Here is a 22,619-nt window from a genome sequence, read left to right as displayed (position 1 = left end):
GCACACTCGCCGGAACGATCACCGGGGGAGAGATGAGCATCATCGAACGCAGGATCACCGGCACGCCCGAGGGCCTGCTGGCGCGTCCGGCCGCCGGAGGACGGGCGGGTGTGCTCGTCCTGCACGGCAGTTACGGCCCCGGAACCGAGGAGCGGTGCCGACTCCTCGCGAACGCGGGCCTGGTCGCCTTCGGCATGCGCTGGTACGGCGGCGCGGGGCAGCCACCCGGCATCTGCGAGGTCCCGATCGAGTCGATCGGGCGCGGGCTCGACCTGCTGGCGGCGGAGGGCGTCGAACGGCTCGGCGTGCTGGGTCTGTCCAAGGGGGCCGAGGCGGCCCTGTGGCTCTCCGTCCTCGACCCGCGCACCGCCGCGGTGGTCGCCCTGTCGCCTGCGGCGGTGACCTGGCCCAACCTCGGTCCGGGCACGGACGGGCGGAGCCGGCCCGTGCGCTCCTCCTGGACCTGGCAGGGCGAGCCCCTCCCGTTCGCGCCGCTGGACGAGACGTGGGAGCCGGTGGCCCGTCAGGACGGTCTGGTCTCCCTGCGCGGCCGGTACGAGAGCAGCCGTGATCGGTATCCCGAGGCCTATCGGGCCGCTGCGATCCCGGTGGAACGCAGCGCCGCGCGGTTCGTCCTGGTGGCGGGCGCGGACGATCTCACCTGGCCCTCACTCGCCTCCGCCCGCGCCCTGACGGCCCGCCGGCAGGCGGCGGGCCTCCCGACGGACCTGATCACCCACGACGCCGCGGGCCACCGTCCGCGCTTCCCGGGTGAGTCGCCCGCCACCGCGTCGACCCACCTCGCCTACGGCGGCACCGATGCCGCCGACGCCTCCCTGGGCGCCGCCGCCTGGCCGCACGTCCTCGACGCCCTGACCGGGCCGCGCCGCTGAGAGGGGACCAGGCGCGGTGTTCAGGGATAGTCCGGGCACTGCGCGACGAAGCCTTCCGCGACGGGCCGCCACGCGCCGCGGTTCGTCGGAGGATTCAGGCGGTCGGCGTGCCGACCGGCCTGAACGAGCTGGTCGGTGGTGAGGGGGATGGCCGCCGTGAGTACCCGCCCGAGGTGGCGGCAGTGCATGACGGGGCGTAGTTCGTCCGAGTACGGCTCACCGGCGACCGCGAACAGGTCGGGCAGGGTCCAGCCCAGCGGACCGGCGACGGCACAGAGCTGGAACTGCCGGTGCCGACTCGGCTCCCAGCGAGCCGACATGCCCTTCAGGGTGCTGCGGGACAGCCCCAGGAACGGGAGGTCGCGTATGTCGAAGCCGCGGTTGCGGATCAGGCCGTTGAACACGGCGCCGAGGCCGGTCGTCGCAAGGGGGCGCTGGGGTGGGACCGATGGCACGAAGACGTCCGTGGTCGGGACACGTGGCAGGGCGCGGATGAATCCCTCCAGCGTGGAGAGCGTCGCATGGGAGCAGTGGCTGACCCGGTAGGCGAAGTGTCTCGTGATCTTGGCGTCGCGCTGGGGAGGAAGGAACTCCTCCGGCACCGGCCGGCCCGCGACGACCAGGAGGTCGGCGGTCAGCAGGTCGAGCTCGGCGGCGAGTGCGGAGATCTCCTCGCAGGAGAGCTCGGCGCCGTCACTGGCGAGGTTCGCGAGGATGGTGGCCCGGTCCATGGGACGACGGTAGCGGGACGCGTGCCGCGGGCCCCGACCAACCGGTCGGGGCCCGCGGGTCTCTCAGGGTGTGGCTGCCGGCTGTTACGGGTTCACGGTGATGTTGAAGGTCGACGTCGTGTTCTGGATGTTCACGTCGTTGTTGTTCTCCACCAGGTGGTTGAAGGTGACCGATCCCACCGCCGGGCCCTGGCCGGATTCCGGCAGGGGGTTGGCCCAGATGCCGAAGCCGGACTTGCCGGTGCCGTAGGCGTCGTTGTCGGCGTGGGCGCCGGTGATGGTGGTGTTGGTGAAGACGGTGTCCGAGATCGGGTTGAGAGCGCTGCCTCCCGAGTAGTCGGTCTGGAACATGATGCCGCTGTAGGTCGGATCGGTGATGGTCGCGTCGCTGACGCGGATGCCCTGGAAGGGTTGGGTCGCCGAGAAGGCCCAGATGGCCGGGAAGACCTGGGCGCCCCAGAAGTGTCCACCGTCCCGCGTGAGCGAGAAGTTGGAGATGTTCGTCTGCGGCGTCGACTCGAAGCCCTCGAAGGCGTAGCCGAAGTTGAGCGAGGAGATCGTCAGGCCCGAGTAGCACAGGGTGTCGGAGACCACGAAGTTCGAAATCGTGTTGCCGCCACCGCCGTAGACCGCGACACCCGCCGCGCGCCACGGGGTCATCGCCGTGACGTTCTGGATGGTGTTGTTCTCCAGCTTGCTGCCCGCGTTCTGGTCCTGGGCCGCGAACAGCGCGAAGCTGTCGTCACCGGTGCTGCGCGCCTCGTCGTTGGAGATCAGGTTGCCCTGGCTGCCGTTGGTGAGGTTGATGCCGTCCGCGTAGGTGTCGCGGATGCGCATGTTGGTGAAGGTGGAGTTCTGCACGTTGGAGGCGCCCCAGACGCCGACCACGTTGTGCTCGATCCAGACGTTGTCGATCGTGATGTTGGACTGGTTGCGCAGGTCCCAGGTGTGGCCGGGGCCGTCCTGGCGGGTGGTGTAGTTGCCGAACCAGGCGAAGCCGGTGAACGTCGAGCCGCTCGCGCCGGACTGGAGGTCCCAGCCGGTGTCGGTGTCGGTCTGGTTCTGCGGGGCGACGAACTGGGCGTACCAGACGCCCGCGCCGACCACCTTCACCGGCTTGCCGTAGACCGACAGGCGCCCGGTGACCGCGTACTGGCCGGCCGGGAGGTAGACGCCGGTCCACGTGCCGGTGGTGTCCATGCGCACCTTGTCGAGCGCGTTCTGGACGTCCTGCTGGGTGAAGCCGCCGGGCACGACGTAGTGGGCCGGGTCCGGGTTGGCGGTCTGGGCGGCCTGCTCCAGGTTCATGAAGTCGATCGCGTACTGGGAGGTGTTGGCCGCGTCCTTCTTCAGCTCGAAGACCGTTCCCTGCGGGTACGACTGCGCGAGCAGGAAGCTGGACTCGTCGTAGATGTGGCGCGGCGAGCCGGCGCTCGGGCTGTCGCCGGGGCTGGTCTCCGAGCCGTAGAGCCAGGCGTAGTGCGAGGTGAGGTTGAGCGGTTGCACCAACTGGCCGTTGGCGTACAGGTCCAGGGTGGCGTTGATGCCGCCGCCGCCCGCGGCGTCGGGGATCGAGTAGCGCAGCACGAAGGTGTTGGTGGACTCGCGCGAGGTCCAGCTGACGGAGTCGCCGGTGTTGTCCAGCGTCACCGCCTCGCGGCCGGTCGCCTCACCGGCGATGTCGCCGATGGTGCGGTTCGGGCCGACGATCGCGGCGGAGCCGCCGAGGACGCCGTCGGTGGACTTGTAGGAGTCGTAGGGCATGTTGGCGCCCTGGCCGACGAAGAGCGGGGTGTCGGTGGTCAGGTGCGGCTGCTTGATCGGCAGTTCGTTGGCGTCGGCGGCGAGCACCAGGTGGGCGGTGTACTTGCCGTTGACGGCCGTCCACGAGCCGAGCGGGACCGCCGCTGCCGTCGCGCCCGGCGCGATGGCTCCGGTGACCGAGCCGGTGAGCGTGGTGATCGTCTTGCCGGTCGGGTCCAGCAGGGTGAGCGTGATGCCGTGGCTGCCGCTGGTCGTGGCGATGGTGCCCTGGTTCTTCACCGTGGCGCTGAAGTTGACCGTGTTGCCGGCTGCCGGGTTGCTCGGCGTCCAGTTGAGCGTGCCGACCAGGTCGGCCGACTGGACCGGGGTGACCACCAGGTTGGTCGGGTTGGTGTAGCTCTGGTCGGCGGTGAGGTTGAAGTTCTTCTTCGACTCGTCGACCTTGGTGGTCAGTTGGTAGGTCCCCGCGGTCTGCGTCCCGACGGTCGCGGACACCGTCTGCGTGGCGCCCGGCGCGAGCGCGCCGACCGTGGTCGAACCGACCTTGGTGGTGCCGAGGTAGAAGCCGACGTCGGTCGCGACGGAGGCCGCGGTGCCGCCGTTCCTCACCACCGCCGAGGCGGTGATCGAGTCGGTCTCCACCGGCGCGGAGGGGGACCAGGAGTTGGAGGCCACCGTCAGGTCCGGGTTGGGCGACGGAGTGCCGTACACCTCCAGCTCGGCGACCTGCCCGCCGGGCGCGCCGCTGTTGGAGGTGATGGACACCTCGACGTCCGCGACGCGTCCGGAGACCGGAATGGTGACGGTGTTCTGGTTGCTGCTGGGGTCGAAGGAGTACGACTGCGCCGCGACCAGGGTGGAGAACGTCGAGGAGCTCTGCTCACGGCCCAGCACCGCGATGGTCTGCGTGCGCGCGGACCAGGCCGAGGCCGGGTTGAGCTTGACCACCACGGAGGACAGGTCGGCGTTCGCGCCCAGGTGCACCGTCAGCTGCGAGGGGTAGGAGGATCCCTCGAAGTAGGTGGTGGTGTCGCCGTCGTCCGCGTTGGCGGGCGCGTAGGTGTACGTGTACGCGGTGCCGTCGATCGGCTTGTGCAGCGCGAGGTTGGTCTGCGTGCCGCCGGAGCCGGTGCGGGTGACGGTGTTGGAGGCGGCGGACTCCAGGCCTGCGGCGTCGGTGGCCGTCACGTCGTAGGAGACGGTGAGGGTGCTCGCGACGGAGTCGGTGTAGCTGAGCGTCGTGCCGCTCACCGAGGCGATCTTGCTGTTGTTGCGGTAGATGTTGTAGCCGGTGACCCCGACCTGGTCGGAGGCGGCGGACCAGGTCAACTCGACCTGCCCCGACGAGGGCTGGGTGTAGGCGAGGTTGCTCGGCGCGGTCGGCGGGGTGGCCGAGGCGCCGGTGCGGGTGACGCTGTTGCTGTTGCCCGACTGGTCGCCCGCCGCGTCACGGGCGCGGACGAAGTAGGTGACGGTGGCGGTCGTCGCGGGGTTGTCGGTGTAGGTCGTCGCGGTGCCCGGGACGGAGGTCAGCAGCGTGTTGTTGGCGTAGACGTCGTAGTTGGAGACACCGCTGCTGGTGGAGGCCGTCCAGGTCAGCGTCACGGCGCCGGAGGAACTCTGGGTGTAGGCCAGGTTGGTGGGCGCGGTCGGCGGCTGGGTGGCACCGGAGGGGCCGTAGACCTGGAACTCGGAGATCTGCCCGGCCGGCCAGCCGGTGTTGGCGGTGATGTTCAGCCGCACGTAACGGGTGGTCGCCTGGCTGAAGTTGATGGTGACCGTGTTGCCGGTGGCCGGGTCGAAGGTGTACCCGGCGGAGGCGGCGAGGTCGCTGAAGTTGCTTCCGCCGGTGCTGCCCTGCACGGCCAGGGTCTGGGTGCGTGCGGCCCAGGAGGTGGAGGGCGGCAGCTTCAGCACGACCTGGTCCACGGCCACGGAGGCGCCGAGGTCCACCTGGAGCCACTGCGGGAGGGCGTTGTCGGTCGACTCCCAGTAGGTGTTCGGGTCACCGTCGTTGGCGTTGGAGGCGACGTAGTTCTGGCTGTGCCCGGAGTCGCTCATGGTCTTGCCGAGCGCGAGGTTGGCCGGCGCGGTCGAGCTGCCGTAGATCTCGAACTCGGAGAGCTGGGCGGCGCTCCACCCGCTGTTGGCGGTGATGTTGACGCGCACGTACCGGGTGGTGGTGGCACCGAAGTTGATGGTGACCGTGTTCGACGTGGAGGGGTCGAAGGTGTACGTGGCGGACGCCACGACGGTGGCGAAGGTGCTGTTGTCGGTGCTGCCCTGGACGCTGAGCGTCTGGGTCCGCGAGCCCCAGCCGGTGGGCAGCTTCAGCACGACCTGGCTGACGGAGGTGGCCGCGCCGAGGTCGATCTGGGCCCACTGCGGGAACGTGCCGTTGGCGCTCTCCCAGTAGGTGGACTGGTCGCCGTCGTCGATGTTCCCGGCCACGTACTGGCCGTTGGTGCTGGAGACACTCACGCTCTTGCCCGCCGCCAGATTGCTGCCCGCGGCGTGGGCGGGCGTGGCGGCGGTGCCGAGCAGCAGAGCGAAGAGCGTGGCGAGCACGGCGAGAAGTGCTCGTCCACGGGCTTGCCCGCGTGCTCTGAGCTGTGTTCGTGCGTGGTTCATCGTCCCTCGGTTCCTGTGAGGCGGACGCCGAGGCGAGCCGCGCCCCTGACCCGGGCCCCCTCGCTGGGTAGCGATGGTCTTCCGCGATGCTGTCGCAGATTTCCAACACTTCGCCAGGAAGTTACAGACGTGAACGCATGCCGTCAATGGACCTGGCGGGGCCGGGCCCGGTCGGGGGCGATGAGCCGGGCGGGGGGCCGGGCGGAGGGCCGGGCGGAGGTCCCGAAACCGCGGCCGCGACGAAAAAAGGCGGCCCGCCCGAAACGGGCGGGCCGCGGGCCGGGGGTGGCCGGGCCGGACTGCGCGGTGGTGCCTACCGGGCCGGGCCGGTGGAGCCGCGGACGACGAGCTCGGGTTCGAACAGGAGCTCCTCCGCGGCCACCGTCGCGCCCTCGATCTGGTTGACCAGCAGGGCGACCGCAGCCCGGCCGAGGGCCTCGATCGGCTGACGCACCGTCGTGAGCGGCGGCTCGGTGCAGTTCATGAACGCCGAGTCGTCGAAACCGACCACCGACACGTCGCCCGGGACCGAGAGGCTGGCGCGCCGCGCCGCGCGGATCGCGCCCAGCGCGAGCGGGTCGCTGCCGCAGATGATGCCGGTGACGCCGGCCCGCAGCATGCGGCTCGCCGCCGCGTGCCCGCCCTCGAGGGCGAACAGCGCGTGCGCGACCCAGTCGGGGTGGACCTCGCGGCCCAGGCGCGCGTACTGCTCGGCGAAGGAGGCCAGCTTGCGGCGCGAGGGGATGTGGTCCTCGGGGCCGACGATCATGCCGATGTTCTCGTGCCCGAGCGCCGCGAGGTGGCCGAAGGCCTGCTCGACCGCGACGGCGTCGTCCGTGGAGACCTGCGGGAAGCCGAGGTGCTCGACGGCGGCGTTGAACAGCACGACGGGGATGCCGCGGTCGCGCAGCCGCGCGTAGTGCTCGTGCGGCGCGTCGAACTCGGCGAAGTGGCCACCGGCGAAGACGACGCCGGAAACCTGCTGGTCCAGCAGCATGTTGACGTAGTCGGCCTCGGACAGCCCGCCCGCGGTGCGGGTGCAGAGCACCGGCGTGAAGCCGCGCTGGGCGAGCGCGCCACCGACCACCTCGGCCAGCGCCGGGAAGATCGGGTTCTGCAGTTCCGGGAGGACCAGGCCGATCAGGCGGGCGCGCTCGCCGCGCAGCTGGCTGGGCCGTTCGTAGCCGAGCACGTCGAGCGCGGCGAGGACCGCGTTGCGGGTTCCCTCGGAGACGCCGGGCCGCCCGTTGAGCACGCGGCTCACCGTGGCCTCGCTGACTCCGACCTTCTGTGCCACCTCGGCGAGTCTGCTCTTCATGCCGCAAGAGTAGAGCAGGATTCGGCAAGCGATTGCAAGAAGCAGTCCCGGCGATGCAAAAGCCCAGGTCACCGCCGTGAGATCGGAGGGAAGGGCCGGTTGATGCCTTGTCGGCGGTCATGCCACGCCGAAGCACAGTCGTGACTTTTCAATTTTGCGTACAGGTCTTGCGCACACTCGCCAAGCGTCCTACGTTCCTCACACGCCGGCTTTACCCCACCCACCACGATTCTTCGACCATGGGGCACGCATGATGCTGAACAGATCGCGCAAGATGGCCGCCATCGCTCTCGCGGCGGGTCTCTGTCTGGGCACCGCCGCCTGCGGGAGCAGCGGCTCGTCCGGGAACACCGGGAACAGCTCCACGGACGGTGTGGCCGACGGCAAGCCGCTTGACCCGAACGCCAAGGTCACCATCTCCATCGACTGCGCCCCCGGCGCCGACCAGGCGGCCGGCAAGGCGAACTACGAGGACGACCTGGCCCTGTTCAAGGTCAAGTACCCGAACGTCACCATCGACGCCAAGCCGTACGTCGGCCAGTGCGAGGTGCCGGCGCAGCAGACCGCCGAGTACAAGGCCCACGACGAGACCGGCGCGTTCCACGCCTACTTCACCGACCAGGGCCAGACCCTGAACTCGGGCGACGCCGTCGACATCAGCCAGTACGTCAACGACGCGACGGTGCCCGGCTACTCGTCCATGCTGAGCAGCGTCAAGAACAACCTCGGCGTCAGCGGCAAGGTCTACTCGCTGCCGATCAACTACTACTCGACCGGCCTGGTCTACAACCGCGACCTGTTCAAGAAGGCCGGTCTCAACCCCGACCAGCCGCCCACCACCTGGGACGAGCTGCAGGCCGACGCCAAGAAGATCGCTGCGCTGGGCAACGGCATCACCGGCTACGAGGACTACAGCGGCGGCAACACCGGCGGCTGGCACTTCGCCTCCGAGATCTACAGCCTCGGCGGCCAGATGGTCGACTCCTCCGGCACCAAGGCCGCGTTCAACTCCGCGCAGGGCAAGGCCGTGCTGCAGCGTCTGCACGACATGCGCTTCACCGACCACAGCATCGGCGCGACCCCGGTCACCCAGTGGGCCGACGCCTTCCCGCCGCTGGCCACCGGCAAGGTCGGCATGTTCATCGGCGCGCCCGACGTCGTCAAGCACCTGATCGAGGTGCTCGGCGCGGACAAGAACGCCTTCGGCCTCGGCCCGATGCCCGGCGCCACCGGCCCCGGCAACAGCCTCGGCGGCGGTGACCTGTACTACTTCAAGAAGGGCCAGACCCCGAACCAGATCAAGGCCGAGATCGCCTGGATCGACTTCGAGTACCTGACCCCGGACGCGGGCCAGTTCAACTTCTCCCGCTCCGCGACGCTCGCCGCCTCCAGCAAGGACCCGGTCGCGATCGCCATCCCGCAGCCGTACTTCTGGAGCGCCTCCTCGCCGCAGATCCAGGCGATCACCACCTCGCTGAAGACCAACGGCAACCTGCCGCTGTCGAACTACGACCCCTACGTCAGCAACCCGACCAGCAGCATCAACGAGCCTCCGGCGGCCCAGCAGCTCTACAAGATCCTCGACACCGCGATGTCGGCCGCGATGACCGACCCCAACGCGAACCTGGACAACGTGCTGTCGACCGCCGAGTCCCAGGCCAACCAGATCCTCGCCAACCAGTGAGTCCGGCGAACCAGTGACGTGTCGTCCGGCCGGCCCGCTTCCTCCCCGCTGCGGCCCGGCCGGCGACCGGCACGTCTGACGAGGAGTCCTTCATGGCTGCCACCCTGACGCGAGGTCAGGACCGTCTGGAAACGGACGGCGACGCCCCGCCCCTGCGCTTCGCGAGCCTGCGCCGCGCACTGGTGCGCAACCTGCGCGCCCACGCCTTCCTGATCGGTGCGCTGCTCTGCTTCGTGCTGTTCACCTGGTACCCGATGATCCGCGAGATCGTCATGTCGTTCCAGCGGGTCCACTACGGAGAGACCAGCTGGGTCGGCCTTGCCAACTACCGCCAGATCACCGCAGACCCGGAGTTCTGGTCGGCTTGGCGCAACACGCTGGAGTTCACCGGCATAGCCCTGTTCTTCGGCTTCGCGGCGCCGTTCGTGGCCGCGATCGTCATCAACGAGTTCCGGCACGCGCAGGGCTACCTGCGGATCCTGGTCTACCTGCCGGTGATGTTGCCGCCGGTGGCCGGCATCCTGCTCTTCAAGTACTTCATGGACCCCGGCTACGGCCTGTTCAACCACGTCCTGCACGCGCTGCACCTGCCCACGTCCAGTTGGCTGGCCTCCAAGAGCAGTTCGATGCCCTCGCTGGTGCTCGTCTCCACCTGGGGCAACATGGGCAGCGCCACCCTGGTCTACCTGGCCGCCCTGCAGGGCATCCCCGGTGAGCTCTACGAGGCCGCCGAGCTCGACGGCGCCAACCTGCTGCAGCGGATCTGGCACGTCACCGTGCCGCAGACCCGGCTGATCCTCTCGCTGATGCTGATGCTCCAGGTCGTGGCGACCATGCAGATGTTCACCGAGTCCTTCGTGCTCACCGGCGGCGGACCCGAGGGATCGACCACCACCGTGGTCTACCTGCTCTACAACTACGCGTTCAACTACGACAAGTTCAACACCGCGGCCGCGCTCGGCGTGATCATGCTGCTGGTGCTCGGCTGCTTCTCGGCGGTCTACCTCTGGCTGGACCGCCGCGGACAGGAGGATTGAGATGGCCACGACCGCCCCCACCTCGGCGACCAGGACGCTCATCTCCCCGGTCCGGCTGACCCAGCCGCGCGGCCGACGCGTCTACTGGATCGTGCTGACCCTGGTGCTGCTGGTCACCACGGTGGTCTTCATCGGGCCGCTGTACTGGATGGCCACCGGCGGCTTCAAGTCCTCCCAGGAGCTGGTGAGCACCCAGCCGACGCTCTTCCCGAGCCACCCCAGCACCCACGCCTTCTCCGAGGCCTGGTCCCGGCTCGGCATGGCCCAGCTGCTGCTCAACACCGTCATCTACGCCGGCGGAGCACTGCTCTTCCAGCTGGTCTTCGACGTTGCCGCCGCTTACTCGCTGTCCAAACTGCGGCCCGTGCTCGGCAACGTGATTCTCGGCATGATGCTGGCCTCGATGATGATCCCGGCCGCCGCGCTGGTCATCCCGCAGTACCTCACGGTGCTCGACCTGCCGCTGATCCACGTGAACCTGCAGGACACCCCCTGGGTGATCTGGCTGCCCACGGTGGCCAACGCCTTCAACGTCTTCCTGCTGAAGCGGTTCTTCGACTCCATCCCCAACGAACTGCTCGACGCCGCGGCCATCGACGGCGCTGGACCGCTGCGGGTGCTCTGGTCGGTCGTGCTGCCGCTGTCGCGTCCGATCCTCGGCGTGGTCTCCATCTTCGGTCTGGTCGCGGTCTGGAAGGACTTCCTCTGGCCGCTGATCACCGTGCCCTCGCACGAGACGCTCAATGTCGGCGTCAACACCGCGGCCACCTCGATGCCGGAGAACTCCCTGATCGCCGGGCTCTTCCTGGCGTCCATCCCGGCCATCGCGCTGTTCCTGATCTTCCAGCGCAACATCATGGCCGGGCTCACCGCGGGCGGCCTCAAGGGCTGAGTCCCCTGCCGCGCCCCGCAGCCCCCGCCTGCCGTGCCCCCTGTCTGTCGTGTCTCGGCCTGTCGTGTCCCGGCCCGCCGGCCAGTGCCGCCCGGCGTGTGATCCCCGTCGTCCCGGCCCGTCTCCGCCCTGACCGGGGCGGGCCGGGACGGCGGCTCCCCCTCGCATGCCTCCCCATGCCTTCCAGAAAGCAGGTTCGTCGTGCCCGAAACCGGAGAGCGCGAGCTCCCGTGGTGGCGCAACGCCGCCATCTACCAGATCTACCCCCGCAGTTTCGCCGACGGCGACGGCGACGGGGTGGGCGACCTGGCCGGGCTGCGTGCGCGCCTGCCCCATCTCGCCGGACTCGGTGTCGACGCGATCTGGATCAACCCCTGGTACGCCTCCCCGCAGGCCGACGCCGGATACGACGTCGCCGACTACCGGGCCATCGACCCGCTCTTCGGCACGCTCGCCGACGCCGAGGAGCTGATCCGCCAGGCCCACGCGCTGGACATCCGCGTCGTCATCGACATCGTCCCCAACCACACCAGCGACCAGAACCCCTGGTTCCAGGCCGCGCTCGCGGCCGGCCCCGGTTCGCCCGAACGGGCCAGGTTCTGGTTCCGCCCGGGCCGGGGCGAGTCCGGGGAGCTGGCGCCCACCGAGTGGCAGGGCTTCTTCGGCGGTCCCACCTGGAGCCGGGTGACCGAGGCCGACGGCACGGCGGGGGAGTGGTACCTGCACCTGTTCGCCCCCGAGCAGCCCGACTTCAACTGGGACCACGCGGACGTCCGGGCCGAGTTCGAGTCCGTGCTGCGCTTCTGGTTCGACCGCGGCGCGGACGGCTTCCGCATCGACTCCGCCGCGCTGCTGATCAAGGATCCGGAGCTGCCGGTCAGCGATCCGGAGGAGCGGGCCGTCACCGACCGCGAGGAGGTCCACGACGTCTACCGGGCGTGGCGCCGCGTCGCCGAGGAGTACGGCGGCGACCGCGTCCTGATCGGCGAGGTCTGGCTGCCCGACCAGGCGCGGATGGCGCGCTACCTGCGCCCCGACGAGATGCACACTGTCTTCAACTTCCCCTATCTCGAGTGCGCGTGGGAGGCGGACCGGCTGCGCGCCGTCATCGACGACACGCTCAGGTTCCACCGGGAGGCGGCCGCGCCGCCCACCTGGGTGCTCTCCAACCACGACGTCGACCGGGTGGTGACGCGGTACGGGCGCGAGGACACCTCGTTCGCGATCTACGCGCGCCAGCACGGCCGCCCCGTCGACCTCGCCCAGGGGACGCGCCGGGCGCGGGCGGCCGCGCTGCTGACGCAGGCGCTGCCCGGCGCGGTCTACATCTACCAGGGCGAGGAACTGGGCCTGTGGGAGGTCGAGGACATCCCCGACGCCCTGCGCCAGGACCCGATGTGGGAACGCAAGGGCCGCAACCCGGCGGACCCCGGACGGGACGGCTGCCGCGTGCCGCTGCCCTGGTCGGGCAGTGAGGCGCCCTTCGGCTTCAGCCCCGACGGCGCGGGCGCGGTGCCGTGGCTGCCGCAGCCGGAGGCGTGGAAGGAGTGCACCGTCGAGGCGGAGGCGGCCGACGCCGGCTCGATGCTGAGCCTGTACCGGGCGGCGCTGCGGTTGCGGCGCGAGCTGGGCGACTCGGGCTTCGAGTGGCTGGAGGGGACACCGGAGGGGGTGCTGGCCTTCCGCAGGGGAGAGGGCTTCGCCTGCGTGGTGAACCTCTCCGCCGAGGCGGTCACCCTGCCGCTGACCGGAACCGTGCTGCTGGCCAGCGACGGGCTGCACGGCGAGTCGACGCTTCCCGCCGACACCGCGGTGTGGCTGCGCCTGTGAACTGACGGGGTTGCACTCACCCAAGGGGCGCGGGGAACTGCGCGAGCAACCACCGGCGTGCGGATGGCCCTGCTCGTTCGGTGCGTACGTGGGTGGGTGGCGTGTCGCGCCTGCGGTTCATCAGACACAGCCCCGCGCCCCTGAGGTGAGTGCAACCGCAACTCTGCTGAATAGGAGCCGCACGATGCACAGGAAGAGACAACTCACTCTCGCCGTCGCCGTAGGATTGCTTGCCGTCGCCGGTGGGACGGGCACCGCCCGGGCCGCTGCCGCGCCGGCGCCCGCGCCGGTCGTCACCAAGGCAGGGATCGACCCCTCCCTGGTGCGCGGCCGCGGCGCGAACCTCGGGTTCGCCGAGCAGAACGCGTTCAACGCCACGACCGACGGGACGGTCATCGGTCCGGACACGACGCCCTACACCCTCGCCTCCGAGGCGACCGGCCGCAAGGCCGTGTCCCTCACGCCGGGGCAGTACGTCGACTTCACCCTGCCGGCCGACACCAACGCCATCACGGTCCGCTACAGCATCCCGGACGCGCCGGGCGGCGGCGGCATCACCGCGCCGCTCGACGTCACCGTCAACGGCCACCGCCGCCAGACGATGACGCTGACCTCGCAGTACGCCTGGCTCTACAACGAGTACCCGTTCAGCAACGACCCCAACGCCGGTCCGCTCAACCCGGACTGGTGGACCACCGAGTGCAGCTGCGTGCCGGACCAGACGACCCCGGCCCCCGTCTTCCCGACACCGTTCCGGCCCAGCCACTTCTACGACGAGCAGCGGCTGCTGCTGGACCACACCTACCGCGCCGGTGACGTGATCCGGCTCGCCGTGCCGGCCGGGAGCCCGGCCGCGACGACCACGATCGACGTGCTGGACACCCAGAACGTGCCGGCCCCGCTCCGCCGGCCCGACCACTCCCTCGACGTGCGGGACTTCGGCGCCGACCCGACCGGCGCCACGGACTCCGCCGACGCCTTCGACGCGGCGGTCGCCGCCGCGCAGCGGACCGGGCGGACGGTGTGGGTGCCGCCGGGGACGTACCAGGTGAACCGGCACATCATCGTGGACCACGTGACGATCCAGGGCGCCGGCAACTGGTACACCGTCATCAAGGGCCACCAGGTCACGTTGCCGACGCCCGCGCCGGACGGGTCCGTCCACACCGGCGTCGGCTTCTACGGCAAGGACGCCTCCGCCGGTGGCAGCCACGACGTGCACCTGCGGGACTTCGCCATCGAGGGCGACGTGCGCGAGCGGATCGACACCGACCAGGTGAACGGCGTCGGCGGCGCGTTCAGCGACTCCTCGGTCTCGGGGCTCTACATCCACCATACCAAGGTCGGCATCTGGCTCGACGGTCCGATGAAGAACCTGAGCATCACCAACAACCAGATCGCGGACCAGATCGCCGACGGCATCAACTTCCACGGCGGCGTCACCGACTCGCTGATCGCGAACAACTTCGTCCGCAACACCGGCGACGACGGCATCGCCCTGTGGTCCGCCCCGGCCGCCGACGCGAACGACCTCGTCGCCCACAACACCGTGCAGACGCCGGTCCTGGCCAACGGCATCGCCCTGTACGGCGGTTCGGACCTGACCGTGGCCGGCAACCTGGTGGCCGACCCGATCCGGGAGGGGTCCGCGATCCAGCTCGGCACCCGCTTCGGGGCGGTGCCGTTCGCCGGCACGATCTCGGTCGCGGACAACACCACCGTCCGCGCGGGGACTTTCGAACTGAACTGGAAGATCGGGCTCGGCGCGATCTGGCTCTACGCGCTGGAGCACAGCCTCGACGCGAACGTCCAGGTGACCGGGGACGACTTCCTCGACAACACCTACGACGCCATCATGATGGTCTCCGACTGGAGCGTGAAGGACCAGTACTCCATCACCAACGTGCACTTCAGCGACATCCGGGTCGACGGCACCGGCACGGACGTGGTGAGCGCCCGCGCCGCGGGCAACGCCACCTTCCAGAACGTGGTGGCCCGCAACGTGGGCGCCGTCGGGGTGAACAACTGCGGGTCGTTCCACTTCACCCCGGCCGGTTCGGAGTTCTCCCTGACCGACCTCGGCGGCAACACCGGCGGCGGCACGACCGGCCCCTGGCTGGGCTCGTGGGAGCTGCCGAACACCATCACCTGCGACGACCGTCCCACCGTCGTCGCGCCGCCCGCGCCCGGCCCCTGGCAGTAGGCCAGGGGCCTACTCTCCAGGACCTCACCGCTGCGGCAGGGTGAGGTCCTGGAGCAGCGGCGACACCACGCGGTGCTCCGGGTTCATCCGCAGCAGCGCGTTGACGACACCGGCCAGTCCCGGCATCAGGCCCGGGGCGAAGGCCTCCTTGGCGATGCCGCCGACCGGGCCGCGCTCCTCGATCCCGCTGAGCAGTTCGGCGTCCGCCCACGCCGGATCGGGGCCGTCGTGGTCGGGCAGCACATGGGCGAGCGTGCCCAGCAGTTCCCGCAGGCCCAGGTCGCCGTGGCAGAGGGTGTGGCTCCAGCCGAAGCCCTCGCGCAGGGTCGCGGGCAGCGAGCGGCGGGCCGTCTCCCGGTGCTCCGGGCCGCCGTCGCGCCGCAGCAGGTCGGCGGCCGCCAGGCCGATCCCGGTGCTGCCGTGGCACCAGGCCGTCGGGAAGTCGGTCTGGCTGCCGATCCGTGCGTCGCGCCAGGCACCAGCCTCCGCGTCGAACAGCCATGTCTCGAAGGCGAGGGCCTGACCGGCGAGTGCGCGCCAGCGCGCCCGGTCGGCGGCCGAGCCGGCCCGCGACGTGGCCAGCCGGGACAACGCCCAGCCGAAGCCGGTGGAGCCGTGCGCGAAGCCGCCGATGCCCTCCGGGGTGAGCAGCGTGGACCAGCGGGCGCCGCGCCCGTCCAGGTGGGTGGTCCGCTCCAGGTGGCGTCCTGCGGCCGCGGCGGTGACCAACCACTGCTCCTCTCCCGTCAGTTCGGCCAGACCCAGCAACGGGACGATCGCCCCGGCCGTGCCGCTGAGCACGTCGAGCTCCTGGTCGGCGGCGATCGCCTCGGGAGTGATCAGCGCCGCCCGCGCGCGGGCCCGGTCCAGCGGGGCCGCCGCCCGCACGAGCGGATCGTCGGCCAGGCCGTGCAGCGCGGCCCAGGTCCACGCCTGGCCCGCCAGCCCCAGGAAGCCCCCGAGCTCGGTCGTCGGCACACGGTCCTCGGTGGCGGCCAGCACCCGCAGCGCGCCGCGCAGGGCGGGCTCCAGCTCTGACACCTCGTCGGCGCGCCCGGCCAGCGTCTCGGCCCGGTACTGGGCCAGCGCCAGCACCACCCCGCCCTGTCCGCTGTACAGGTCGGCCGTGAGCGGGCGGATGGCCCAGCCCGCGCGCATCAGGACCGGGCTGATCCAGGTCGTGGTGCCGTCCGGGCCGGCGACCGCGTGCCGGAGCAGGGTGCGGACGGCCTCCGCCGCGATCCGGCGGCGCCGCGCGTCCAGCCGGCCGGCGTGCGGCCTGCGCGCCGGAACCTGAACCCTGGCCGGGAGTTGACGTTCGTTCAGATAGGCGCCGACCAGGGCGCTGCGGATCACGTCCTCCTCGCGCCACAGGTCTGCGGCGCGCCAGTCGGCGAGCGTCGCGTCGAGCCGTCCCCGGTCCACGGCGAAGGTGAAGACGGGGATGTCGCCGAGGAGCAGGTCGGCGATCTCGGCGTCGACGGTGGCCAGGTCGCCCGGCGCGCCGGGAAGCGCAGCCGCGTTGCGGCGCATGATGTCGCGCCCGCGTTCCAGCGCGGCGGCGGGGTCGTGCAGCGAGGCCGGGTGCCACAGCATCCGCCCGATCTCGACGTAGGCCTGGGTGGGGCGCCGCAGCAGCCGCACGACCGTCCCGTGGAAGCGGTCCAGCGCCGGGACGAGCCGCCCGGCGGCGTCGAGCGCGGCGAGGTGTGCCGTGAAGTCCCGGAAGCCGGTGACGACCTGGTCCCAGTGACGGATCAGGACGGGGTCCGGGCTCGGGTGGTTGCCGGTGCGCGGCAGGTCGACGACGTCCACCGCGAGGCGTGCGGCGTCCGTTCCGGCGTCGGCGATGACGGGGACGCGGATGCGTGGGTTCTGGCCGGGCAGGGAGCCGGCGGCGGAGATGTCCACCCCGGCGAGCGTGTAGCCGTCGGCGCGCAGCGGCAGGATGCCGGTGCGCAGCACCGTCCCGCGGATCAGCCGGTAGGCCAGGTCGACGGCCTCGCCGCGTCCGCTCGGGTCGGTCGGCGGGTCCGGAGTGAACAGCGTCTCGGCGTCGACGACGACCGGTTCGGGGCCGCAGGCGATCAGGTTCTCGGCGTGCAGGTCGGTGCCGCCGAGCAGCCGCATCACCGCCAGCCAGCCGCCCAGGGATCGGTAGAAGGAGGCGAGTTCGGCGTCGCCCTGGCAGTAGCGGTGGGCGACGAAGGCGGCCCAGCCGTAACCGTCGCGCACGAGGGTCCGCGGCACGCGCAGCGCCGGGCCGGCCTCGTGCGGGCCGCACTCCCGCAAGAAGCCTGCGAGCGCGGCGTCGACCTCGGTCGGGCGCGGCTTGTAGACGATCCGGCCGTGCGCGAAGTCCAGCAGCGCGACCGCGTGCCCGCCCCGGTGAGGGTCCCCGGCGCCGAGGCTCAGCCCCCGCAGGGCCCCGGGGTCCCGGCTCTCCAGGAGGTCGGCGAGCGCGGGCCGGTCGGCCGTGAGGCGGCCGGCCAGGTCCAGGACGGCGTCGAGGTGGCGGGCGGCGACGGCGTCCGTACGCTCGTGCAGGACCGGATAGCGGCCGGCCAGTTCGGCCAGGTAGGCGGGCGTGCGCGCGAGTTCCAGATACGCCTGCCAGCGCTCGCGCGGGTCGCCGGCGCCGAGACGTCCCTCCATCGAGGCGGCCTGCAGCTCCAGCAGGAACACCCGGTTGAGCTTCACCTGGAGCAGCGCGAGCACCGAGCGCTCGGCCGCTTCGCGCACGACCGCCAGTTCCGGCGCGTCGTGCCCCGCGACGGCGTCGAGCTCCATCGCGAAGCGGTCCAGCAGCGGTGCGGCCAGGGCCGCCACCGGCGCGGCGAACCAGTCCTCCTCCATGGGTCCTCTCCCGGGGCTGTCCAACGTGGTTCCGGTGCGGAGCGGTCGTCCACCTGCGGGGGCCGCGCGCCCGAGGACGCGCGGCCGGAGCCGGCTCAGCAGCAGTAGCTGTGGAACGAGCCGGTGGGGCTGGAACAGAACGCCATCAGGGCGTCGGTGCTGTCGGTCAACGCGGCCTCGGCCGCGCCCCCGCCCACGAAGAGCGGGCCGGCCGGGTTGTCCTTGCCGAACGCGGACTCCGCGCCCGCGAGCCAGGCGTCGACGATCCGGCCCGGGTGGGCGGCGGCGGCACTGGGCATGAGCAACCTCCTTGTGAGGGAAAGGTGTTGGACTGGCTCAGCATCCCCGCAACTGGAGCGCCCGGCGCAGGCGCGAACCGGCCATGTTCCCCTCAAGTGCGACATGCCGCCCCGGGGGTGGTACCCGGCCGTCCTGTTGCGCGCGAGTAAACGTCGGTTTCATCTCCTGCACATCCCTTGTCAGTCCGCCGACACCGCCGCTACGGTTCTCGCCGTTGACACCACTTCAGAGGGTGTTCAGAAGTTCCACCGCTCTTCTCTGCTTTCCTCCGCTACGTCAAGGCCCGACTCCCCACAGGAGGCAGTACGTTGCGCACCTCGTCGATATCCGCCGTTGCCACCGCCGTCGCACTCGGCGTCTCGGCCCTCGTGGCCGCCGCGCCGGCCCAGGCCGCGTCCCCCCACGGCGCGTCCTGGGCCCGGTCGTGCGCCGTGGATCTGACACCCGGTCACGTCTTCTGTAACGCCCTGCACGTCACCAGCATCGCCGAGCACGTCCACGCCACCGGTATCACCCCGAACGCGACCCCCTCCGGCTACGGCCCCTCGGACCTGCGCTCGGCGTACAGCATTCCGGCGAACGGCGGCGCGGGCCAGACCGTCGCCATCGTCGACGCCTACAACGACCCCAACGCCGCGTCCGACCTGGCGGTCTACCGCTCCCAGTACGGCCTGCCCGCCTGCACCACCGCGAGCGGCTGCCTCACCATCGTCGGCCAGACCGGCACGAGCAAGCTGCCGCGCTCCAACTCCGGCTGGGCCGGGGAGATCTCCCTCGACCTGGACATGGTGTCCGCGATCGCGCCCAACGCGAAGATCATCCTGGTGGAGGCGACCAGCGCCTCGATGACCAACCTGGGCGCCTCCGTCAACACCGCGGTCAAGCTGGGCGCGACCGAGGTCTCCAACAGCTACGGCGGCTCGGAGTCCTCCGCCGACACCTCCTACGACAGCACCTACTTCAACCACCCCGGCGTCGCCATCACCGTCTCCTCCGGTGACTCGGGCTACGGCGTGGAGTACCCGGCGGCGTCCCCGTACGTCACCGCCGTCGGTGGCACCTCGCTCAGCAAGGCGTCCAACACCCGTGGCTGGAGCGAGAGCGTCTGGTCCACCTCCAGCAGCGAGGGCGCCGGCTCCGGCTGCTCGGCCTACGAGCCCAAGCCGAGCTGGCAGACGGACAGCGGCTGCTCGCACCGGACCGTCGCCGACGTCTCGGCCGTCGCCGACCCGGCCACCGGTGTCGCGGTCTACCAGACCTACGGCGCCTCGGGCTGGTCCGTCTACGGTGGCACCTCGGTCGCGGCCCCGCTGATCGCCGGCGTCTACGCCGACGCGGGCTCGCACAGCAGCAGCGTCCCGGCGGCGAACCTCTACAGCCACACCTCGGCGCTGAACGACGTCACCACCGGCTCGACCGCGTCCTGCTCGCCGGCCTACCTCTGCACCGCGGAGACCGGCTACGACGGCCCGACCGGCCTCGGCACCCCGAACGGGCTGACCGCCTTCACCGGCTGACGCCACCCGCTCCACCCGCTCCTGACGGCCCCGGCCGGCGCTCCCCGCCGACCGGGGCCGTCGGGCTCCCTACCCCGCCTCGGCGGTTTCCAGCGCGCGCCGGTGGCTCCGCCGGAGCAGCGCCTGGCGTTCACCGTCCGGGATCGCCATCGACTCGGCGAGCACCGCGGCGAGCGCGTCCACGCCGGCGGTGTCGACGTCGGAGTGGAAGAACCACCGGACGTTCTCGTCGCGCGTGATGAGATCGACGGCCGGGCGCCCGCCCTTGTCCCTGTCCGGTGGGGTCGTCGCCCGGACGTAGCGGACCTGGTCGAGCGGGAGGTCCTGGCGGATCTCGCCCTCGTCGAGGAAGGCGCCCGCCCGGGCCGTCACGACGCGCCGGTCGGTGACCGCGACCATGGTCTTCGTCGCGGCCGTCCGGTCCCTGGCCGACGCCAGCAGCTCCTTGGCCCCGCCGAGCATCGCGGAGAACGGGTCGCCGGCGTCCGGCTGCTCGGGGAAGGCGAGGACCCGCAGGGTCTCGTCCTCCTCCAGGAACCAGCGCAGCACGCGCAGGTACGGCTCGGGGTCGAACGACGGCGGCGCGCAGACGACGTCGGGCGCCTCCAGCGGCGGGGCGGGCGGACGCAGCGCGTCGGCCAGCGGCTCGATCGCCTCCAGCAGCCCGGCGGAGACCCGGCGCGCCGCGAGCGCGTCACCGCGCCGGCCCAGCAGCGGAAGCGAGTCGCGACCGGGGAGATGGGCGATGACGCGCAGCTCCCGCCGCAGCGAGTCCAGCAGCCGCGTCGTCTCGGCGAGGGCGACGTCGAGCTCCTTGCCGGTGCGCTCGGCGATGTCCTCGACCAGCCGCGCCTCTCCCGCGTCCTCCGCGGCGGCGGCCCGCGCCCGGGCGGCGTGCAGGGACTGGTATCCGATCCACGCCTTGAGGGTGGACAGCAGGGCGTGCGCGTCGAAGGCGATGGCCTCGGCGTTCCCCTGGAGGTAGGCGCGGCGTCGCCGCGGGTCGTCGGCTCCGTCGATCTGGGCGATGTGGTCGCGGACGTTCTGCCGGTACAGCGGGAGCTGCTTCAGCAGCAGCGCCTCGTGGCCGGCGACCTTCTGCCACAGGGAGAGCGGCACCGCCCCCGCGGTTCGCGCCTGGTCGACGGTGCGGTCGACGGAGTCGACGAGCCCGGTCAGTTCGTGCCACTGGTCCTTGCGGATGGTGGCGAGGACCTGGCTCGTCAGCGCGATGTTCGTCCGGACCAGGCCGGTGACCTCGTTGAGCTGCATCTGCAGGGCGAGCGTGGCCAGCGCCGGCCCGATCGTCGCCACCGTCTGCGCCACGCTCACGGCGTTCGCCGGCACCCAGCGGGCCTGCGCGATGATGCGGCCCTGGAACATCACCGCCCCGAGGTTCGCACCGTCCTTGACGGCCAGCGTCGCGCCCGCGTTCAGCAGGGACTGGGTGGCGCCGCTGACCCGGTACAGCCCCTGCGCTCCGGTGAGCGCGGGCCCGAGGGCGCGGGCCACGGTCGCCGAGTTCCCGATCGAGGCGAGCACGCCGGCTATCCGCGTCCGGTCGGCGGCGGGCACGAGCCCGACGTCGAGCAGATACGGTTTGAGCTCAGCGGGCACCTCCCCGAAGACGGCGGCCACCCCCGGGACGACCTCCGCGAGCACCGTCGACGCCCGTGTCGCCTCGAACCCCGCACCGTCCTCCGCGGCGCCCTCCGCGCCGTCGGGCCCAGCCTCAGGCTCGGGGCTCTCCACCGAGTCCGAAGGGTCCTGCATACGATCTCCTCCCGCGATGGCAGCGCTCGAAGGCCGAAGTCTACGGCGCGCGGAGCCCACTCCCGGGCGCGGGAGCGTGAGTGGATGCGGTTGCTGAAGCTGCGTCACGGGGTGCGCGCGCCCGGCGTGGACGAGGAGCAGCGGGTGCTGCCTGGGCCCGCTCGGGGGCGCCGTTCAGGACATCTGCTCCCACACGTCGGGGCCGCCGCCGATCCACTGGACCAGGTCGTAGGCCTCGAAGTCGAGCGTGTCCAGGCCCGCCCGCCGGCAGAACTCCGTCACGTCCTGCAGGGTGTACGCCTTCCCTACCTGGGTGCCGAGGATGTCCACCCGCCGGAACTGCCGGCCGACGCCGTCGGAGGTGACGGGGTGGACGACGACGTGGGCGTGGTGGTGCTCGGTGGGCGACGGTTCGGTCATGCGCCCCAGCCTGCGACCCGCCCACAGTGATCGCATCCGTGTTCGCTCATCCGCTACCCGAACGAATGACAACGCCCCGTGCACAAGCCGCTGCACGGGGGGCTTCTGCTGCCCGCACGACCGTCACAGCCCGGCGGGGCCACCGGCCGTTCGGACCCCTTGGGTCAGCGGTGGACGCTCAGGAGGCGGTCCGGGCCGTTGGCCCATCCCAGCCTTGGCGCGGCCGTCCCGTTCGGGCCGATGATGCCGTTCGCGTCCCTCGATCCGGCTGCCGCGCGCGGCCGCCACCGGCTACGGTGTGGAACTCGTTGACGAGCCGGCCCGCGCGTCCCTGCCCGGCCACGAGATCGGCTGGGGCGGGCTCGGTGGGTTGGGGTCGCGGGGGGTGAGGCGGAGGGAGTGGAGGGCGAAGGCGCCGAGCTCCGCGGCCGGGGCCTCGATCAAGGCGATGCCGTCCTCGCCGGTCAGGAGGAGGGAGACGAGGTGACGGCGGTCGTGGCCGCCCGGTTGGATGCGGATGTCGGCGGAGGCGGTGGGACGGCCGAGGCCGTCCAGGAGCAGGGAGCGGGGGAAGGTCCAGGTGACCGGGTCGCGGCGGTCGGTGTGGAAGACCATCCGCAGCTCGAGCGGGTGGTCCGCGTCGTACTCGAGCCGGGTCGCCACCGCGCGGCTGCGCCGGTCCGAGAGGACCTGGTAGGCGATCAGGTCGTGCGTGATGCGCATGGTCGTCCGTCCCTTCCGGGCCGCCGCCGCAGCGGCCCAGCAGGAGA

The 22,619-nt window shown here is 71.4% G+C and carries 15 protein-coding genes; 7 read left to right on the top strand and 8 right to left on the bottom strand.

Features of this window, described 5'->3' with window-relative positions; all coding sequences use genetic code 11:
• The first annotated feature begins 32 nt into the window (after nucleotides 1–32).
• Nucleotides 33–893, top strand: coding sequence for an acyl-CoA thioester hydrolase/BAAT C-terminal domain-containing protein (locus tag ABH931_RS12910; RefSeq protein ID WP_370112566.1), 861 nt, complete (start codon nucleotides 33–35; stop codon nucleotides 891–893).
• A gap of 20 nt (nucleotides 894–913) precedes the next feature.
• Here ABH931_RS12910 and ABH931_RS12905 read toward each other — a convergent pair whose 3' ends face one another.
• The 3 genes from ABH931_RS12905 to ABH931_RS12895 all read right to left on the bottom strand — a co-directional run bounded on the left by ABH931_RS12905 (nucleotide 914) and on the right by ABH931_RS12895 (nucleotide 7,337).
• Nucleotides 914–1,624 (bottom strand): hypothetical protein, encoded by a 711-nt coding sequence (locus tag ABH931_RS12905; protein WP_370112564.1) that lies wholly within the window; start codon nucleotides 1,622–1,624, stop codon nucleotides 914–916.
• An 84-nt stretch (nucleotides 1,625–1,708) separates the two neighbouring features.
• Complete coding sequence (locus ABH931_RS12900) at nucleotides 1,709–6,019, bottom strand: discoidin domain-containing protein (RefSeq protein ID WP_370112562.1); 4,311 nt, start codon at nucleotides 6,017–6,019, stop codon at nucleotides 1,709–1,711.
• 313 nt (nucleotides 6,020–6,332) lie between these two features.
• Entirely contained in the window at nucleotides 6,333–7,337 is a 1,005-nt protein-coding gene (locus ABH931_RS12895) for a LacI family DNA-binding transcriptional regulator (protein ID WP_370112560.1), read from the bottom strand.
• A gap of 250 nt (nucleotides 7,338–7,587) precedes the next feature.
• Here ABH931_RS12895 and ABH931_RS12890 point away from each other — a divergent pair, with 250 nt between their 5' ends.
• The 5 genes from ABH931_RS12890 (at nucleotide 7,588) to ABH931_RS12870 (ending at nucleotide 14,983) form a co-directional block, all read left to right on the top strand.
• Nucleotides 7,588–9,021, top strand: coding sequence for an ABC transporter substrate-binding protein (locus ABH931_RS12890; RefSeq protein WP_370112558.1), 1,434 nt, complete (start codon nucleotides 7,588–7,590; stop codon nucleotides 9,019–9,021).
• A 92-nt stretch (nucleotides 9,022–9,113) separates the two neighbouring features.
• Nucleotides 9,114–10,058 (top strand): carbohydrate ABC transporter permease, encoded by a 945-nt coding sequence (locus ABH931_RS12885; RefSeq protein ID WP_370112556.1) that lies wholly within the window; start codon nucleotides 9,114–9,116, stop codon nucleotides 10,056–10,058.
• Between the two features lies 1 nt (nucleotide 10,059).
• Nucleotides 10,060–10,950, top strand: a complete 891-nt coding sequence (locus tag ABH931_RS12880) for a carbohydrate ABC transporter permease (RefSeq protein WP_370112554.1) — start codon at nucleotides 10,060–10,062, stop codon at nucleotides 10,948–10,950.
• A 201-nt stretch (nucleotides 10,951–11,151) separates the two neighbouring features.
• A complete protein-coding gene (locus ABH931_RS12875) occupies nucleotides 11,152–12,780 on the top strand; it encodes a glycoside hydrolase family 13 protein (protein WP_370112552.1) in 1,629 nt (542 codons plus the stop codon).
• Between the two features lie 184 nt (nucleotides 12,781–12,964).
• Nucleotides 12,965–14,983 (top strand): glycosyl hydrolase family 28-related protein, encoded by a 2,019-nt coding sequence (locus tag ABH931_RS12870; RefSeq protein WP_370112550.1) that lies wholly within the window; start codon nucleotides 12,965–12,967, stop codon nucleotides 14,981–14,983.
• 24 nt (nucleotides 14,984–15,007) lie between these two features.
• Here the strand turns inward: ABH931_RS12870 and ABH931_RS12865 are convergent, their stop codons facing one another.
• Both ABH931_RS12865 and ABH931_RS12860 read right to left on the bottom strand, forming a co-directional pair.
• On the bottom strand, nucleotides 15,008–17,839 hold the full coding sequence (locus tag ABH931_RS12865) for a type 2 lanthipeptide synthetase LanM family protein (RefSeq protein ID WP_370112548.1): 2,832 nt from the start codon (nucleotides 17,837–17,839) through the stop codon (nucleotides 15,008–15,010).
• 95 nt (nucleotides 17,840–17,934) lie between these two features.
• Complete coding sequence (locus tag ABH931_RS12860) at nucleotides 17,935–18,138, bottom strand: DUF6229 family protein (RefSeq protein ID WP_370112546.1); 204 nt, start codon at nucleotides 18,136–18,138, stop codon at nucleotides 17,935–17,937.
• Nucleotides 18,139–18,447: 309 nt separating this feature from the next.
• Here ABH931_RS12860 and ABH931_RS12855 point away from each other — a divergent pair, with 309 nt between their 5' ends.
• Nucleotides 18,448–19,656, top strand: a complete 1,209-nt coding sequence (locus ABH931_RS12855) for a peptidase S8 (protein WP_370112544.1) — start codon at nucleotides 18,448–18,450, stop codon at nucleotides 19,654–19,656.
• Nucleotides 19,657–19,725: 69 nt separating this feature from the next.
• Here ABH931_RS12855 and ABH931_RS12850 read toward each other — a convergent pair whose 3' ends face one another.
• The 3 genes from ABH931_RS12850 to ABH931_RS12840 form a co-directional block, all read right to left on the bottom strand.
• Nucleotides 19,726–21,429 (bottom strand): hypothetical protein, encoded by a 1,704-nt coding sequence (locus tag ABH931_RS12850; RefSeq protein ID WP_370112542.1) that lies wholly within the window; start codon nucleotides 21,427–21,429, stop codon nucleotides 19,726–19,728.
• A gap of 174 nt (nucleotides 21,430–21,603) precedes the next feature.
• A complete protein-coding gene (locus ABH931_RS12845; RefSeq protein WP_370112540.1) occupies nucleotides 21,604–21,849 on the bottom strand; it encodes a hypothetical protein in 246 nt (81 codons plus the stop codon).
• 291 nt (nucleotides 21,850–22,140) lie between these two features.
• Nucleotides 22,141–22,572 carry an SsgA family sporulation/cell division regulator gene (locus ABH931_RS12840; protein ID WP_370112538.1) on the bottom strand — a complete coding sequence of 144 codons (432 nt, stop codon included), beginning with the start codon at nucleotides 22,570–22,572 and terminating at the stop codon, nucleotides 22,141–22,143.
• Between the last annotated feature and the right edge of the window lie 47 nt (nucleotides 22,573–22,619).

It is taken from the genome of Streptacidiphilus sp. MAP12-33 (genome assembly GCF_041261265.1).
GTDB lineage: Bacteria > Actinomycetota > Actinomycetes > Streptomycetales > Streptomycetaceae > Streptacidiphilus.
The sequence above is the reverse complement of the archived record's forward strand: the minus strand, read 5'-3'. Positions and strand labels throughout refer to the sequence as shown.